The 16,598-nt window shown below is 64.6% G+C and carries 15 protein-coding genes and 1 pseudogene; 7 read left to right on the forward strand and 9 right to left on the reverse strand.

All coding sequences use genetic code 11. The features are described from left to right. Positions 1-59: 59 nt before the first annotated feature. Entirely contained in the window at positions 60-1,589 is a 1,530-nt protein-coding gene (locus tag CR103_RS02485; protein WP_099914434.1) for a CoA-acylating methylmalonate-semialdehyde dehydrogenase, read from the reverse strand. A 13-nt stretch (positions 1,590-1,602) separates the two neighbouring features. Next, positions 1,603-2,919, reverse strand: coding sequence for an omega-aminotransferase AptA (gene aptA, locus CR103_RS02490; protein WP_099914435.1), 1,317 nt, complete (start codon positions 2,917-2,919; stop codon positions 1,603-1,605). Positions 2,920-3,090: 171 nt separating this feature from the next. Between aptA and CR103_RS02495 the strand changes: the two genes are divergently transcribed. The 6 genes from CR103_RS02495 (at position 3,091) to CR103_RS02520 (ending at position 8,171) form a co-directional block, all read left to right on the forward strand. Further along, positions 3,091-4,572 carry an aminotransferase-like domain-containing protein gene (locus CR103_RS02495; protein ID WP_099914514.1) on the forward strand — a complete coding sequence of 494 codons (1,482 nt, stop codon included), beginning with the start codon at positions 3,091-3,093 and terminating at the stop codon, positions 4,570-4,572. Next, positions 4,569-5,267 carry a TetR/AcrR family transcriptional regulator gene (locus CR103_RS02500; protein WP_099914436.1) on the forward strand — a complete coding sequence of 233 codons (699 nt, stop codon included), beginning with the start codon at positions 4,569-4,571 and terminating at the stop codon, positions 5,265-5,267. Before CR103_RS02495 ends, CR103_RS02500 begins: the two co-directional genes overlap by 4 nt. A gap of 236 nt (positions 5,268-5,503) precedes the next feature. Beyond that, positions 5,504-6,067 (forward strand): GNAT family N-acetyltransferase, encoded by a 564-nt coding sequence (locus CR103_RS02505; protein WP_370659416.1) that lies wholly within the window; start codon positions 5,504-5,506, stop codon positions 6,065-6,067. 118 nt (positions 6,068-6,185) lie between these two features. Further along, on the forward strand, positions 6,186-6,434 hold the full coding sequence (locus CR103_RS02510) for a hypothetical protein (RefSeq protein WP_099914438.1): 249 nt from the start codon (positions 6,186-6,188) through the stop codon (positions 6,432-6,434). A 2-nt stretch (positions 6,435-6,436) separates the two neighbouring features. Then, entirely contained in the window at positions 6,437-7,339 is a 903-nt protein-coding gene (locus tag CR103_RS02515) for a sensor histidine kinase (protein ID WP_099914439.1), read from the forward strand. Next, positions 7,329-8,171 (forward strand): LytR/AlgR family response regulator transcription factor, encoded by an 843-nt coding sequence (locus tag CR103_RS02520; protein ID WP_099914440.1) that lies wholly within the window; start codon positions 7,329-7,331, stop codon positions 8,169-8,171. The genes CR103_RS02515 and CR103_RS02520 overlap by 11 nt, the downstream gene beginning before the upstream one ends. Before the next feature lie 27 nt (positions 8,172-8,198). On the opposite strand, the gene CR103_RS22415 is transcribed toward CR103_RS02520, so the two are convergent. Continuing rightward, entirely contained in the window at positions 8,199-8,366 is a 168-nt protein-coding gene (locus CR103_RS22415; protein ID WP_180279251.1) for a hypothetical protein, read from the reverse strand. Positions 8,367-8,536: 170 nt separating this feature from the next. Here CR103_RS22415 and CR103_RS02525 point away from each other — a divergent pair. Continuing rightward, a pseudogene (locus CR103_RS02525) lies at positions 8,537-8,674 on the forward strand (VOC family protein); the annotation flags it as partial. Between the two features lie 138 nt (positions 8,675-8,812). On the opposite strand, the gene CR103_RS02530 reads toward CR103_RS02525, so the two are convergent. The 6 genes from CR103_RS02530 to CR103_RS02555 form a co-directional block, all read right to left on the reverse strand. Continuing rightward, a complete protein-coding gene (locus CR103_RS02530) occupies positions 8,813-10,033 on the reverse strand; it encodes a nucleoside deaminase (RefSeq protein ID WP_099914441.1) in 1,221 nt (406 codons plus the stop codon). 15 nt (positions 10,034-10,048) lie between these two features. After that, positions 10,049-10,453 carry a cytidine deaminase gene (locus tag CR103_RS02535; RefSeq protein WP_099914442.1) on the reverse strand — a complete coding sequence of 135 codons (405 nt, stop codon included), beginning with the start codon at positions 10,451-10,453 and terminating at the stop codon, positions 10,049-10,051. A gap of 13 nt (positions 10,454-10,466) precedes the next feature. Then, positions 10,467-11,807: a thymidine phosphorylase gene (deoA, locus tag CR103_RS02540; protein WP_099914443.1), complete on the reverse strand. Its 1,341-nt coding sequence runs from the start codon at positions 11,805-11,807 to the stop codon at positions 10,467-10,469. A 184-nt stretch (positions 11,808-11,991) separates the two neighbouring features. Continuing rightward, the gene (locus tag CR103_RS02545) at positions 11,992-14,406 is read right to left on the reverse strand and encodes an aldehyde dehydrogenase family protein (protein WP_370659410.1); all 2,415 of its coding nucleotides are present in this window, start codon (positions 14,404-14,406) and stop codon (positions 11,992-11,994) included. Between the two features lie 37 nt (positions 14,407-14,443). Next, on the reverse strand, positions 14,444-15,400 hold the full coding sequence (gene deoC / locus CR103_RS02550) for a deoxyribose-phosphate aldolase (RefSeq protein WP_099914445.1): 957 nt from the start codon (positions 15,398-15,400) through the stop codon (positions 14,444-14,446). Further along, entirely contained in the window at positions 15,397-16,590 is a 1,194-nt protein-coding gene (locus CR103_RS02555; protein WP_099914446.1) for a phosphopentomutase, read from the reverse strand. The genes deoC and CR103_RS02555 overlap by 4 nt, the downstream gene beginning before the upstream one ends. Between the last annotated feature and the right edge of the window lie 8 nt (positions 16,591-16,598).

Below are 16,598 nucleotides of genomic sequence, written 5' to 3' on the forward strand. Positions count from 1 at the left end.
CATCCCCCGGCGTGGTAGGTTTTATGGTGCAGCAAGCGGCGCTTGCTGCACCCGCATGACTACTTCATCTGTGGAAAAGAAAATTCCGCGCCCGCGCTGGCGGTGTTCGGCCAGCGCTGCATCACCGCCTTGTGGCGGGTGTAGAAGCGCACCCCTTCCGGACCGTAAGCGTGATGGTCGCCGAACATGCTGCGCTTCCAGCCGCCGAAGCTGTTGAAGGCCATCGGCACCGGCAGTGGCACGTTGACGCCGACCATGCCGACCTGGATCTGGCGCACGAATTCGCGCGCCACGCCACCGTCGCGGGTGTAGATCGCCACACCGTTGCCGTACTCGTTGGCGTTGATCAGCCGCAACGCACTGCCGACGTCCGGCAGGCGCATCACGCACAGCACCGGCCCGAAAATTTCTTCCTTGTAAATCGTCATGTCGGGCGTGACGTGATCGAACAAGGTACCGCCGACAAAAAAGCCGTTTTCGCGGCCCGGCACCTTGAAATTGCGCCCGTCCACCAGCAGGCTGGCGCCCTGCTCGACGCCTTCGCCGATCAGCTTTTCGATGCGCGCTTTGGCGCTGGCGGTAACGACCGGCCCCATTTCGGCGCCGTGCTCCATGCCGTCGTCTACTTTCAGTGCAGCGGTGCGTTTTGCCAGTGCGTCGACCAGCTTGTCGGCGGCGTCGCCAACCGCCACCACCACCGAGATGGCCATGCAGCGCTCACCGGCGGAGCCGTAGGCGGCGCCCATCAGCGCGTCGACCGTCATCTCCATGTCGGCGTCGGGCATGACCACCATGTGGTTCTTGGCGCCGCCCAGGGCCTGGACGCGCTTGCCGGCGGCGCTGCCGCGGGCGTAGATGTATTCGGCGACATGGGTCGAGCCGACGAAGCTGATGGCCTGCACTTCAGGATGGTCGAGCAGTGCGTCGACGGTGATTTTGTCGCCCTGGATGACGTTGAAGACGCCGTCCGGCAAACCGGCTTCTTTCAGCAGTCTGGCGTGCAGCAGCGACGCCGATGGATCGCGCTCGGATGGCTTGAGGATGAAGCAGTTGCCGCACGCGAGGGCGACCGGGAACATCCACATCGGCACCATTACTGGAAAATTGAACGGGGTGATGCCGGCGACGACGCCAAGCGGCATGCGCATCGACCAGGCGTCGATGCCGCGCGCGATCTGGTCGGTGAATTCGCCTTTCAGCAGGTGCGGGATGCCGACCGCGAATTCGACGACCTCGATGCCGCGCGCCACTTCGCCCTTGGCGTCGTCGAACGTCTTGCCGTGCTCGCGCGTGAGCATCGTGGCAAATTCGTCGGTGTGCTGCTGGCACAGTTGCAGGAATTTGAACAGCACCCGCGCGCGCGCCAGCGGCGGCGTGTTCGACCATGCCGGGAAAGCGGCCGAGGCCGCGGCGACGGCTTGATCGACTTCGGCGGCGGAGCCGAGCGCGACGCGCGCGCAAGGGCTGCCGATGGCCGGATTGAAAACGTCGGCGTAACGCCCGCTGGCGGTGTCGACTTTCTGGCCATTGATGAAATGGGTGATGGTGTCGATGGTGTCGGTGGTATCGATGGTGTCAAGGTTACTCATGAGGTGCTTTCGGTCAGTCGAGGTTGTTAAGAACGGTAGTCAGTTTGCCAAATAATTCGTCGATGTGGTGTTTGTCGATCACGAGCGGCGGCGACAGGGCGATGATGTCGCCGGTGGTGCGGATCAGCAGGCCGTCGGCGAACGCCTTTTTAAAAGCGGTAAAGGCGCGCGTGCCAGGTTTACCGGCGATCGGCGCGAGCTCGATGCCAGCGATCAGGCCGATGGTGCGCAGGTCGATTACGTGCGGCAGGCCCTTGAGCGAGTGGACCGCGTCTTCCCAGTAGCCTTGCACGCTTTGGGCATGGCCGAGGATATCCTGGTCCTTGAACACCTCGAGCGTGGCCAGCGCGGCGGCGCAGGCGACCGGGTGACCGGAATAGGTATAACCGTGGAATAGTTCGATGCCGGCCGGCACGTCTATGAAAGCGTCGTGGATATGCTTCTTGGTAAACACCGCGCCCATCGGGATGACGCCGTTGGTCAAGCCTTTGGCGGTCGCCATCATGTCCGGCTCGACGTCGAAATAATCGGCGGCGAATGGCGTGCCGAGGCGGCCGAAGCCGGTGATGACTTCATCGAAAATGAGCAGGATGCCGTGCTTGGTGCACAGCTCGCGCAGCCGCTTCAGGTAGCCCTTCGGGGGAATCAGCACGCCGGTGGAGCCGGCCACCGGCTCGACGATCACGGCGGCGATGTTGGAAGCGTCGTGCAGGGCGACGAGGCGTTCGAGTTCGTCGGCCAGGTGGCTGCCGTAGTCGGGTTGGCCGCGGGTGTAGGCGTTGCGCTCGAGGTTATGGGTGTGCGGCAGGTGGTCGACGCCAGGCAGCAGCGGGCCGAAACTCTTGCGGTTGCCGCCGATGCCGCCCACCGACAGGCCGCCGAAGCCGACGCCGTGGTAGCCGCGCTCGCGGCCGATCAGGCGCGTGCGGCTGCCCTCGCCGCGCGCCTTGTGATACGCCAGCGCCATTTTCAAGGCAGTGTCGACCGCTTCGGAGCCGGAGTTGGTGTAGAACACATGGCCGAATTTGTGGCCGCTGTACTCCATCAGTTGCTCAGCCAGGTCGAAGGCGGCCGGGTGGCCCATCTGGAACGTCGGGGCGAAGTCGAGCTGGCCGACCATCTCGCGCACGGCGCTGACAATCTTTGGCTGTGCATGGCCGCAAGGGACGCACCACAATCCGGCTGTACCGTCGAGCACGCTGTTGCCGTCGACGTCCTTGTAATACATGCCTTCCGCCGACACCAGCAGGCGCGGGTTGGCCTTGAAGTCGCGGTTATTGGTAAATGGCATCCAGAACGAAGACATCGATGCGGGTCGGGACTGGTTCATGCGACTCTCCAAAATTTTTACGGCTAAAAATTATTTACCAGTTGGCAAAATGATGGTGCAATAATAGACAGCGAGACAATGATCACACAGATACACGAATCGCAAAAGCGGCCAACCGTATTGGTCTGAGTCACTGTACAGTTTTACGCGATGCAACACAACGAGGCGCGGATGGATGAAACGGCGGCATCGACTGAACATGTTCAGGTCGACAACAGCGGCGCAAGTGCCATCGGCTGGCCCGTGTTGGCGATCGACCGCGCAAAACGCGGCAGCCTGGTCGACCAGATTGTGGCAGCGATTGCGCTGATGGTAAACCGGCGCGATTTACGGGTCGGTACCAAAATGCCATCGGTGCGACAATTCGCAAAATGTAACGCCGTCAGCACTTTTACCGTCGTCGAGGCCTACGACAGGCTGCTGGGTGTCGGCCTGCTATCGTCGCGCCGCGGTTCCGGATTTTTCGTCGCCCGCAGCGATGTCGCCCCTGCGCCCCAGTGGGCGCTCTCAAGCACGCCCACCGCCATCGACGCCCTCACGCCGGACCTGTATTCGGGCGTGTCGGAGGCGTTGCCGGTGGGCGCCGGCTGGCTGCCGCCGGAGTGGTATGGCGAGACCACCGTCCTCGATGCGGTGCGCCATGCAATGAAGATCCCGGCCAGCCGCCTGCGCGGCTACGGCCATCCGCTCGGCTTCCCTACCCTGCGCCAGCACGTAGCAAGCACCTTGACCGAAGACCTGTTCACGGCCGAACCGGAGCAGGTGCTGCTCACGCACGGCGCCACCCACGCGTTCGACCTGATTTTGCGCACCTTGACGAAACCGGGCGACACCGTGTTCGTCGAGGATCCCGGTTACAGCAACCTGTTGTCGCTGATCCGCCACCACGGCTGCATCGCGGTCGGCATCCCGCGCACTGAATCCGGGCTCGACTTCGAGGTGCTCATGGCGCAGGCGGCCGTGACCCAGCCCAAGCTCATGTTCGTCAACACGGTGCTGCAAAATCCGCTCGGCACCTCGCTGACCCAGGCCCAGGCCCACCGACTTCTTGCAACAGCCGAGCAGTTCGATTTCTGGCTGGTGGAAGACGACATCTACCGCGAACTGGCAACCCGCGGCGAAGCGTCGCTGGCGGCGATGGATGGGCTGCGGCGGGTGATCCGGGTCGGCAGCTTTTCGAAGACGCTGTCGCCGGTACTGCGGGTCGGCTCGATCTGCGCGTCCCATTCGCTGGTACCGGAACTGCTGCGGGTCAAAATGCTGGCCGGCCTGACGACGTCCGAAATCAATGAGCGCGCAGTGTACCACGCGGTTTCCGCGCGGCCGTACAAGCGCATGCTCGACAAGCTGGTCGGCAAACTGGCATCCAGCCGCGAGCGCACCACCTTGCGCCTGCTCGAGGCAGGCATGACGCCGATCGCCAAACCGCGCGGCGGCATGTTCGTCAGCGCCGGCTGGGCCCTGGCCCCCACGGTCGAATGGAACGGCAAGGTGATCGCCGACCTGGCTTTAAAATCCGGCATCCTGCTCTCGCCGAACGAATTTTTCATGCTGCGCCCATCAAGCTCGATCTGGTTCCGCTTCAATGTCGCCTACGCCGACACGCCGGCGCTGGTCGACTTCTTCAACGCGATTCGGCGCGAGCGCGCATGAGGATTGGCAAAACGGTCAACGCGCACGGTACTGACGCCGCCCCCGCCGCGATCAAGCGCCGCGCCCTCAACCGCGACAAGCTGGAAGCCGAGATCCTGGCGGGAGCGGTGCGCGTGTTTGCCGAATACGGCTACGAAGGCGCCTCGATCGCCGCCGTGGCCGACAACGCCGGGCTGTCGAAGCAAAACCTGATGTACTATTTTCCGACCAAGCAGGCACTCTACCAGCGCGTGCTGGACGACGTGCTCGACGAATGGCTGGCGCGGATGGACACGCTGGCCGACCCGACAGGCAAGCCGCGCGACATGTTGCGCGCCTACGTCCAGGCCAAGCTGCGCTTCTCGCGCGAGCAGCCGTTCGCGTCGCGGGTGTATGCAATGGAGGTGATCAGCGGCGCGCCGTTGTACGGCGAACAGATCCGCGCAAGCGTGGTGCCGCTGATGCGCAAGGATATCGATGTGTTCGAGCGCTGGATCAATGAGGGCCGCATCGGCCACGTCAACGCCACCCACCTGCTGTTCGCGATCTGGGCGATGACGCAGTCGTACGCCGACTTCGGCGCCCAGATGGCGCTGGTACTAGGCCGCAAGCTCACGCGCCGTGACTTCGACGACGCCGAGGAAATGATCGTCAACATGGTCTTGTCCGCGGTGGCGCTGCCGGTGCAGGTGCAAGCGGCGGGGGCTGCGCAATGAGCGCAATGAGCGCCATGGCGGCGGCGCCCCCGGTGTTTCATGCAAGCGCGGTTGGCGGGTACGCCAGCGTTTGGTGGACAAATACCAGCCGCTCGGCGTTCTCGCGCCTGGCATTGACGGCACTTACCTCAGCCTGCCGGTCAAGATGCTGGCGGTACCGTTCGCGGTCCACCTGCTTCAGTAACCTACGACATCATGGAAGATGGTGACATGGGTTTTTACCAAACATCACCAGGATAAACATGTTGACCGAAACCGTACTTCATACCGAACGCCTGGTGCTGCGCCCGTTGGTGGCGACCGACGCCGGCGCCCTGTTTGCCGTGTTTTCCGATCCCGAAGTGATGCGTTACTGGAGCTGCGCGCCGTGGACCGGCATCGCGCAGGCAGATCACGACATCGCCGGTGCCGGCGAAGGCCTGGCCAGCGGCGCCATGCTGCGCTTGGGGATTGAGCTCGCCGCCAGCGGTGAATTGGCCGGCCAGATCAGGATGCACCGTTTCGACCAGCAGAACCGGCGCTGCGAAGTCGGCTACGCCCTCGGCCGCCCCTATTGGGGCCGCGGCTACCTTGGCGAGGCGATGAAAGCAATGCTCGACCATGGCTTCAGCGCGCTCGATCTGAACCGGGTCGAAGCCGACGTCGACCCGCGCAACGCTGCCTCCGCCAGGCTGCTGGAGCGGATGGGTTTTGAGCGCGAAGGCCTGCTGCGCGAACGCTGGATCGTCGCCGGCGAGGTGTGCGACACCGCCTTCTATGGCCTGCTCAAGAGCGACTGGGACGAGCGCCGTTCCCGTTAATCGCCCCGATTGACCGGCTATGCCGTGGTTTGCCTGCTTCGTCGGACGCGGATGGTATGAAAACGGCGCCCTTGCTAAAGTTCCGTTATCGACAACCGACACGACCAGGAGTTCAAGTATGAAAAACGCCACCTTCGCCTCGTTCACCGAACTGCTTGGAGAGATCGGCCGGGCCTTGGCCCAGGCGCTGCGCCAGGGCTCGCGCACCATCGCCACCATGGCGTGGCCGCAACTGCTGGTGACCTGCGTCGCCCTGGCGCTGGTCCTCACCATCCTGCCGCTGGCGCTCTGCCTGTTCATCGTCTTCATGGCGATCAAGCTGGCGGTGGCGGCAATCGTCATCAACACCCGCCGCCGCAAGGAGTAACTGTGCAGGCATCGCAGCTGAACCGCGCAGTCGACGTGGTGCGAGAAGCCGGCGCCGTGGTCAGCGCGACCTGGTGGCGCTTCTTCGACTGGCTGGCGGTGACGGAATGGCGCCAGCTGATCATCATCTGGTTGCTCGGCCTGGTTACTTTCGGCATGCTGCAAACGCCCGAGCCGGCGGTGTGGTTCGTGCTGATCTCGTTTGCCGTCAAGGTGCTGGCCGGCGCCAAGCGCAAGGCCGAGCTGGAAGCGGCAACGGCCGGCCGCAAGGCCGATGTGGCGACGCTCGAGCGCATGCTGATGGAAGCGCAGATGGCGACCCTGCAGGCGCAGGTCGAGCCGCACTTCCTGTTCAATACGCTGGCCCTGATCGGCCAGCTGATCGAGACCGATCCAGCCGAAGCGGCGCGTATCCACGCCTGCCTGATCGACTACCTGCGCGCCACGTTGCCGCAGATGCGCGCGTCCGGCGGCGGCACGCTGGGCAAGCAGGTCGAACTGTCGCACGCCTACCTGGCCATCATGCAGGCCAGGATGAAGGAGCGGCTGGCGGTCGGCTTCGAGGTGCCCGATTTCCTCGCCAGCGCGCCGTTCCCGACGATGATGCTGCAAACGCTGATCGAGAACGCCATCAAGCACGGGCTGGAGCCGAAGATCGAGGGCGGGCGCATCGACATCACGGCAAAGGTGGTGCACGCCACGCTGCAGGTCGACGTCCGCGACAACGGCGCCGGCTTCGATGTGCATGCGGACGACGGCGTCGGCCTGGCCAACATCCGCGAGCGCCTGCGCCTGCTGTACGGTACCCAGGCCGAACTGGTGATCGAGGCGCCGCCCGGCGGCGGGGCCCTGGCATCGATCCGGATTCCCTACTCGATGATGGAAGTTCACCAAGATGGCAGCTGACATCGCAGCTGAAACGCCGCTTGCGCAGAAGGCGCAGAAGGAAATTACCGCGCTGATCGTCGACGATGAGGCGCCGATGCGCGACCAGTTGCGCGCGCGCCTGGCCGAGGTGTGGCCGGCGTTGACGATTGTCGGCGAAGCGGCCAACGGCGGGCAAGCGCTGGCGATGGCGGCCCGCCATGCGCCCGACATCGTGTTCCTCGACATCCGCATGCCGGGCCAAAGCGGCATCGAAGCAGCGGGCGAACTGTGCAAGCGCTGCCATATCGTCTTCGTCACCGCCTACGACCAGTACGCGGTCGATGCGTTCGAACAGGGCGCGATGGATTACCTGCTCAAACCGGTGTCGGCGGCACGCCTCGAGAACACCTGCGAACGGCTGCGGCGGCGCCTGCGCCTGGGGCTGCCGCTACGGTCGGACCTGGCGTCACAGGACATCGGCCTGCAACTGGCGCACCTGGCGACGCTGGCCGACGCGCTTGCCAAAGGCGGCGCGGCCAAGCCGGCCTGGCTGCGCTGGATCCAGGCGCAAGTAGGCGGCAGCCTGCGCATGATCAGCACGCGCGAGGTGCTATTCTTCCGCTCCGACGACAAATACACGCGGGTGCAGACCGCGCAGGCCGAACTGCTGATCCGTAAAACGCTCAAGGAACTGGCCGACGAACTCGACCCCGACGAGTTCTGGCGCATCCACCGCTCGACCCTGGTGCGGGTCGACGCGATTGCCGCCGTCACGCGCGACATGCGCGGGCGGCAGATGCTCAAGCTGCGCGGTTTCGCCGAAGAGCTCGAAGTCAGCCGCAATCACGCACATTTATTCCAGCAGATGTGAGGCTGTGGCGTCTGCGTTGCATGCGTTTCAGGTCAACGCGGCAAATGTGCCGCGTACCTTGTTGACAAACGGAGCGACGGTCGCCGCGATGGCGGACGACGCGCGTGCCAGCAGGTGCGGGTCGAGTACCAGCATGACCAGCAGCGCGACGAAAATCACCAGATAAATGTAAAACCGCAGTTTCATCGCGAGCATCGCGCCACCCCTTGTTGTTGACCAGCAGTTCACCAGTGACGCGGCGACCAAACTGCTGCATTATTGCAATAATAGCAATTATTGACAATCTAAAATTGAGGCCACGCAAAGCATTTGCACGCCTGCAGGAAGCGATGTAAGGTGTCTTTTGGAAAAACTCCGGCGAGCTGATGGTGCAGCCGGGCGACATCGGCGGCGCCCAGACCCAGACCACTTACCTGGTCGTCGACGAAGACTACGGCGGGCGCGGCTGCACCTGCCGCAATCCCGAAGGCCACATCTGGAGCATCGGCAGCTACTATCCCTGACAAGCACAGGCATAGATCCGGCCCGACGGCGAAACTGCCATGGTGAACGAAGCGAACGATGAGCAGGCGATCCGGGGCCTGACCTGCTGGCGGCGCCTGGTTAAACGCGGCCCGACCGGGACACGACCAAGATTACGGTCACGCCAGCGCCGCAATCAGCGCATCGTCGCCAACCTGCACGGGGCGGATGCGGATGGTGTCACGGTACAGCGGCGGCATCGCCTCGCATAGCGCGTGCAATTGCGATTCTTCGACCCTCGGCAGCACATACTGGAACTGGTGCGGATTGTTGGCCGGCAGCGGCCCCTCCATCGTCGAGCCGTAGGCGCCCAGGTCCATGAAGCTTTCGGCGCATGCGCCCGGGCCGCGTGCGAACACGAACGTCCCCTCCTTCGGATGGGCCAGGTAGCGGCGTACCGTGTCCCGCATTCCAGCGTCGGCCCCGGCCCCGGCAATCAGCTGGTAGCGCAGCTGGGCGTACTGGCGGGTGCATTCCATGAACGCCGTACAGATGGCCGATTGCGCGCGCCGGCCCGGCACGCACAGCAACAGGTTGCCGAAGCCATCTAACAGCGCCGCGCAGTCGCCATCGCCGCCCTGCCGGCGGTCCTGCTCCATCGCGGCGAGCAGGAAAGGCGCCAGGCCCACATCGGGCGCATGCGGCGCGCCGCGATACGCCAGCGCATGCGGGTACAGCGACTTGAGTTTGCGCAGCAGCGGATGGCTGGGCGCGAGCGTGGCCGGGTCTTGCAACTCGCCTTGCGCAGCATCGCTGTGGAGGAAGGCCTGTACTTTTTCGGTCGTCGCCTCGATCAACAGCGAACACAGCGCCAAGGTTGGCTCGGCGATCGTCTTGCCAATGAAAAAAGACTTCGGCGCGGCCCCGCTGCCCTCGCGCGCATAGGCGGACGATCCCAGCACGGCGGGATAGCAGAAGCTGGCCGCCGCCGCCTGCCGCAGGTCTTGCGGCAGCGCCCCGAACGTCGCGGTTTCGTCATGATTGATGCCGGCTTTCGGATCATTGGCGGCGATTACGACGTTAAAACCGGCCGCCAGGATCGCACCGCCGCACATGGCGCACGGATCGAGCGACGTGACGAGGGTGACGTCGTGCGGCGCGGGCAGCATGCGCCCTTTGGCGCGCTCGGCGAAATACCAGTCGATCAGCTGGCGTTCGCCGTGGGCAGTCGGATCGAAGACCAGGCCGCCCTTCACGACGTTATTTTGCAGCGTCTTGAGTACGTTGCCATACTGGTCCAGCAGCACGCCGCCGACGCCGAAACTGCCCTGCGCCCTGGCGGCGATGGCCTCTCCGGCGGCTAGCGCGACAGCGGCCTGGACGTCGATGGTTTTTTTCAACTCGCTTCTTTCAACTTACTTCTTCAGGTCCCAGCCGCCGAACGCGTTCGGCAACTGGTCGGCAGCGGTGGTTTCCAGCAAATCTCCCTTGAGGTTGGTGAGGATCACCGGCAGGTCGTTGCCACCCAATTCGAGCACCACCTGGCGGCACGCGCCACAGGGGGCGATCGGGCCATCGGTCGAGCCGATCACCGCCAGCGCCGTGAAGTCGCCCGGCTTGTAGCCATGCGCGATGGCGCTGAAAAACGCGGTGCGCTCGGCGCAATTGCACAAGCCGTAAGAGGCGTTTTCGACGTTACAGCCGCGGAAAATGCGGCCGTCCTTGCATTCGAGGGCGGCGCCCACCTGGAAATTCGAGTAAGGCACGTAAGCCAGTTCGCGCGCGGCGCGGGCTTCGTCGATCAGTTTTGCGTATTTCATGGCGTTTTCTCTTTTATGGGCCGATGGTGCGGATGGTGCGGATAGTACGATACGTGACCAGGTTCGGCGCGGCCTTGATCGGACCGAGCTGGTAGGCCGCCTGCACTTCGCGCACTGCCTGTTCGGCCGCCGCTTCGGTGCGCGCGTGAACCATCGCCAGCGGCGCGCCGACGGCCAGTTCCTGGCCCAGTTCCGCCAGCCCCGTCAAGCCGACCGCGAAGTCGATCGCGTCTTGCGGACGGCGGCGCCCGCCGCCCAGGCTGACCACGGCCAGGCCGAGCGAACGGCAATCGACGGTAGTGGCAAAACCGGCGCGCAGCGACGGCACCGGCACGATGACCGGCGCCTGCTCGAGGTAGGCATCGGGACGCTCCAGCAGGTCGGCCGGTCCGCCCAGCGCCGCCACCATGCGGGCGAAGCGTTCGGCCGCCGCCCCTGAATCGAGGGCAAGCTGCAGCTTTGCGCGGGCCTCGGTGCCGGTGGCGGCAAGCCCGCTCAACACCAACATTTCGGCGCACAGCGCCATCGTTACTTCATGCAGGCGCGCCGGGCGCGAGCGGCCGGTCAGGTAATCCATGGCAAGACGCACTTCGAGGGCGTTGCCGGCGACAGGGCCAAGCGACTCGTTCATATCGGTCAAAATGGCCGACGTGCGGGTGCCGGCGCCGTTGCCGACGGCGACGATACTCTCGGCCAGATCGACCGATTTGTCGAAGCTCGGCATGAAAGCGCCGCTGCCGACCTTGACGTCCATGACCAGCGCGTCGAGACCGGCGGAGAGCTTCTTCGACAGGATCGAGCCGGTGATCATGGCCACCGATTCGACCGTGGCGGTGGTATCGCGGATGCTGTAGAAACGCTTGTCGGCCGGCGCCAGCTCGGCGGTCTGACCGATGATGGCCACGCCCACTTCGCGCACGACTTTGCGAAACAGCGCCGCATCGGGCACAGTACTGTAGCCGGGGATGGCGTCGAACTTGTCGAGCGTGCCGCCGGTGTGGCCGAGGCCGCGGCCGGAGATCATCGGCACGAAGCCGCCGCATGCGGCCACCATGGGTCCGAGCATCAGCGAGACGACGTCGCCCACGCCGCCGGTCGAATGCTTGTCAACGACGGGACCGGGCAAATCGAGTGAACGCCACTCCAGCACCCGGCCCGAATCGCGCATCGCCAGCGTGAAGGCAACGCGCTCGTCCATGTCCATGTCGTTGAAATAGACCGCCATCGCCAGTGCGGCGATCTGGCCTTCGGTGGTGGCGCCGGTGGTGATGCCGGCGACGAAAAACTCGATCTCCTGAACGCTCAGGGCGAGGCCGTTGCGCTTTTTACGGATGATCTCTTGGTTTAAAAACATACATTCTCGCTATAAAAAAGAAACCGATTTGCAACCCCGGCTTCCAAAAAAATGGGGTCAGACCCCATTTTTATACGACAGACGTGCCCATAAACCGAATAAGAAACGGGTCTGACCCCATTTTTATACGGCAGACCTGCGCTTACACCGACTAAGAAACGGGTCTGACCCTGTTTTGGGGCAACTAAACGCCGTATGGAATCCAGACATTCTTGACCTGGCTGGCGTGCGCCAGTACCGCGCGACCGCCCGACTGCCTGGTGCTGTACCAGTCGCGGCCCTTGGCGCCGCCGACCCAGGTGCGCTTGAGCGATTCGGCCGACAGGCGCTCGACTTCGGCGCAGCCCTCTGCAGAACCGTCGTGGCGCCATACCGCATCGACGTCCGAGTGGGTCGCCAACGTGCGCGCCAACTCGTCGGCGCTGCCGGTGACGATATTGAGCGCACCGCCCGGCAGGTCCGAGGTGTCGAGCACCTGGTACAAGTCGGTGGTGGCCAGTGGGTACGCTTCCGACGGCACGGCGATGACGCGGTTGCCCAGCGCCAGCGCGGGAGCTACCAGCGAGATGAAGCCGAGCAGCGGCGCTTCATTCGGGCAGATGATGCCGATCACGCCGACCGGCTCGTTGAGCGCGACGGTGATGCCGTGCATCGGCGGCTGGTGCGCCAGGCCGTCGTACTTGTCGGCCCAGGCGGCGTAGTAGAACAGGCGCTCGATCGAGGCCTGCACTTCCTTTGCGGGATTGGCCGAGCCGGTCATCGCGGCCAGGCGGGCGGCAAATTCGTCGGCGCGGATTGCCAGGTTTTCGGCGATGTAGTACAGCACTTGCGCGCGGTTGTGCGCGGTCGCCTTGGCCCAGCCGGACGCTTTGTGCGCCGCTTCCACGGCGTTGCGGATGTCCTTGCGGTTGCCTTCGCCGACATCGGCGATGAAGGCGCCGTCGGCGCCAACGATGGCGCGGCTGTAGGCGCCGTCAGGGCGGGCTTGCTTACCGCCGATGTACAGCTTGGCGGTGCGGTCGATGCCGAACACGTTGCCTGAGCCGGAAGACTGCGACGACGGCGACGACAGCGACGACGGCGACGACTTGAGCGCGCCCTTCGCTTCCACCACCGGCAACGCCGGACGGGCGTCTTCCGACAGCGCCGTCATGTATTCGTACATGCCTTCCTTGCCGCCTTCGCGTCCAAAACCCGATTCGCGGTAGCCGCCGAAGCCGCAGGCAGCGTCGAACTGGTTGGCGGTGTTGATCCAGACGACGCCGGCCTTGATCTGCGGCGCGACGTCGAGCGCCAGGCTGATCGACTCCGACCAGACGCAGGCGGCCAGGCCGTACACCGTGTTGTTGGCCAATTGAATCGCTTCGGCCGGAGTACGGAAACTCATGGCGACCAGCACCGGCCCGAAGATCTCGGCCTGCGCGACGGCGGCCGAAGTGGAGGCGCCGGTGATGAGCGTCGGCAGGAACCAGGAACCGGTGCTTGGGATCTCGCAGTTCGGCTGCCAGATGGTGCAGCCTTCGGCGCGGGCCGCTTCGACCAGGCCGTGGATGCGCTGCTGCTGCACCGGATCGACCAGCGCGCCGACGTCCATCGACTTGTCGAGGGGCGAGCCGAGGCGCAGGTTTTCCATGCGTGCGCGCACCTTGCCAAGGAAGCGTTCTTGGATCGACTCCTGCACCAGCAGGCGCGAACCGGCGCAGCAGACCTGGCCCTGGTTGAACCAGATCGAATCGACCAGGCCTTCGACGGCGGCGTCCAGGTCGGCGTCTTCGAACACGATGAAGGGTGACTTGCCGCCCAATTCCAGCGAGAGCTTCTTGCCGCTGCCGGCGCTCGCCTTGCGGATCAGGCGGCCCACTTCGGTCGAGCCGGTAAACGCCAGCTTGTCGATACCCGGATGGTTGACGATCGCTTCGCCTACCCGTCCATCGCCGGTGACGACGTTGACGACGCCGGCCGGCACGCCGGCCTGCTGGCAGATCTCGGCGAACAGCAGCGCCGACAAGGAGGTGAATTCGGCCGGCTTGAAGACGACGGTGTTACCGGCGGCCAGGGCCGGGGCGATTTTCCACGCCAGCATCAGCAGCGGAAAATTCCAGGGGACGATCTGCCCCACCACGCCGACGGCGCGGTAGTCGGCAAATTCTTCCGATTGCAGCTGGGCCCAGCCGGCGTGGTGATAAAAATGGCGGGCGGCCAGCGGCAGGTCGGCGTCGCGCGTTTCGCGGATCGTCTTGCCGTTGTCGAGCGTCTCGATCACCGCGAACAGGCGCGCATGCTTTTGCAGCAGGCGCGCCAGCGCGTACAGCACGCGCGCGCGGCCATGGCCGCCGAGGCCGACCCAGCCCGGCTGGGCGCGGCGCGCCGCGGCCACCGCGCGGTCGACGTCCTGCGAGCTGGCTTGCGTCAGCTGCGCCAGTTCAACGCCATCGGCCGGATTGGTCGAGGCGAAGGTGTCGGACGCCGCACTCCAGGCGTTGTCGATGAACAGGCCGAAGCGGCGCTCGTGCCGGTCGAGCCAGGCAAGCGCCTCTTTGGTGCTTTCGGGAGCTGGGCCGTAATCCATGGTGGTGAGAATCTCGTTGATAGTTGGCATGGCGAATCCGTTACGGTTTAGTGCTGATTATGGGTGCTTATGGCTGCGCGTGGCGGTGGTTCGCCGAGTAGTTGCCCGTGACGTAGTGTTCGAGTTGGCGCTCGATGTCGGTCAGGAGGCTTGACGCACCGATGCGAAACAGGTGCGGCTCGAGCCACTCGCGGCCCAGTTCTTCCTTCATCAGCGCCAGGTACTGCAGCGCGCTCTTGGCCGAGCTGACGCCGCCGGCCGGCTTGAAGCCGACCTGGAAGCCCGTTTGCTCATGGTATTCACGGATTGCCCGCACCATCGTCAGCGCGACTGGAATAGTGGCGTTGACGCCTTCCTTGCCGGTCGACGTCTTGATGAAGTCGGATCCGGCCATCATGCACACCCACGACGCCTTGGCGACGTTTTCCAGCGTGGTCAGGTCGCCGGTGCCGAGGATGGACTTGATGTGCGCATCGCCGCAAGCCTTGCGGTAAGCGACCATCTCGTCGTATAGCGCCTGCCAGTTGGCGTTCAGGACGTGCTGGCGGGTGATGACGATATCGATTTCGGTGGCGCCGGCGGCGACCGACAGTTCGATCTCGCGCACCTTCGTTTCCATGCTGGCCAGACCGGCCGGGAAAGCGGTCGACACGGCGGCGATCGGCAGCCGGCCTTGCAAGATCCTGCCGGCCGGGGCGATCATCTCGTGGTACACGCAGACGGCGCCGGTCGAGAGACTGGCGACGCCGAGCGCCTCCATGATGTCGGTTCGCAGCGGGCGCATCGCCTTCATGCACAAGCGCTCGACGCGGCCCGGCGTGTCGTCGCCGCCGAGGGTGGTCAGGTCGATGCACTTGATCGCCTGGACCAGCCACGCGGCCTGGTACTCCTTCTTGACGGTGCGGCGGTTGGCTAAACTGACCGCGCGGCGGTCGGCGGCGTTGCGGTTGACCTTGATCTGGTTGACCCAGCCGAGATCGAGTCCGCTGGCTTCGTTGCGTTTGAAATCAAGAGCTTGGATCATAGCAAAGGTGTTCCGTTGGAGAGAGGTGTGACGCCCAGGTGGCTTGCCAAGGTGGCGCCGATGTCGGCGAAGGTGTTCGATATCGGCAGCGCGCGCGGTGGCACGCCCGGGCCGAAGAAAATCATCGGGATGTGTTCGCGCGTATGGTCCGACCCCGGCCAGCTCGGGTCGCAGCCATGGTCGGCGGTGATGACGGCGATGTCGCCTTGCTTCAGTTTGGCGATGAATTCGGGCAGGCGCGCGTCCAGTTCCTGCAACGCGTTGGCGTAGCCGGCGATGTCGCGGCGGTGACCGAAAGCCTGGTCGAAGTCGACGAAATTGACGAAACTGAGCGACTTGTCGCCCACTTCGTCGGTGACCTTGAGCAGCGCGTCGAACAGCGCCATGTTATCGATGCCCTTGACCACGCGCGAGATGCCCTGGGTAGCGAAGATGTCGCTGATTTTACCGAGGCCGACGACTTCGCCGCCCGCGTCCTTCACATGGTCGAGCAAGGTCCGGCTTGGCGGCGGTACTGCGTAATCGTGGCGATTGCTGGTGCGGCGGTAGTTGCCGTTCGCGCCCACGAAAGGACGGGCGATGACGCGGCCGATGTTGTATGGCTTGACCAGCTCGAACGCCGCTTCGCAGACGGCATACAGGCGCTCGAGGCCGAAGTGTTCTTCGTGCGCGGCGATCTGCATCACCGAGTCGCCCGACGTATAAATGATCACTTTGTTGGTGGCGACATGCTCGTCGCCGTGCAAATTGATGATGTCGGTGCCGGAGGCGTGGCAGTTGCCGAGAAAGCCAGCCACGCCGGTGATGGCTTGCAGCTTGTCGGTCAGGTCAAGCGGCATCGACGGCACCGCGCGCGGAAAATAGCCCCATTCAAAAGTGACCGGCACACCGGCGATCTCCCAGTGGCCGCTTTGGGTGTCCTTGCCGGTCGAACGCTCGCAGGCAGCGCCGTAAGCGCCCGTAAAACCGTCGCGCAGCGTAAAACCCGCAGCCCATTCGCCGCAAGCCTGGTGAGCGGCGGCGGCAAGGCCGAGACGCTCGAGGTTCGGCAGCCGCAGCGGCGCGCCGGCGTCTTGCGCCCAGCTGGCGATGTGGCCGAACGTGTTGGCGCCGACGTCGCCGAATTTTTCGGCATCGGGCGCGGCGCCAAGGCCGAAGGAATCAAGCAGGAGGATGAATGCACGGGACATGATGGTGG

The organism is Massilia psychrophila (assembly GCF_002760665.1).
In the GTDB taxonomy this organism is placed as follows: domain Bacteria; phylum Pseudomonadota; class Gammaproteobacteria; order Burkholderiales; family Burkholderiaceae_D; genus JAFCUW01.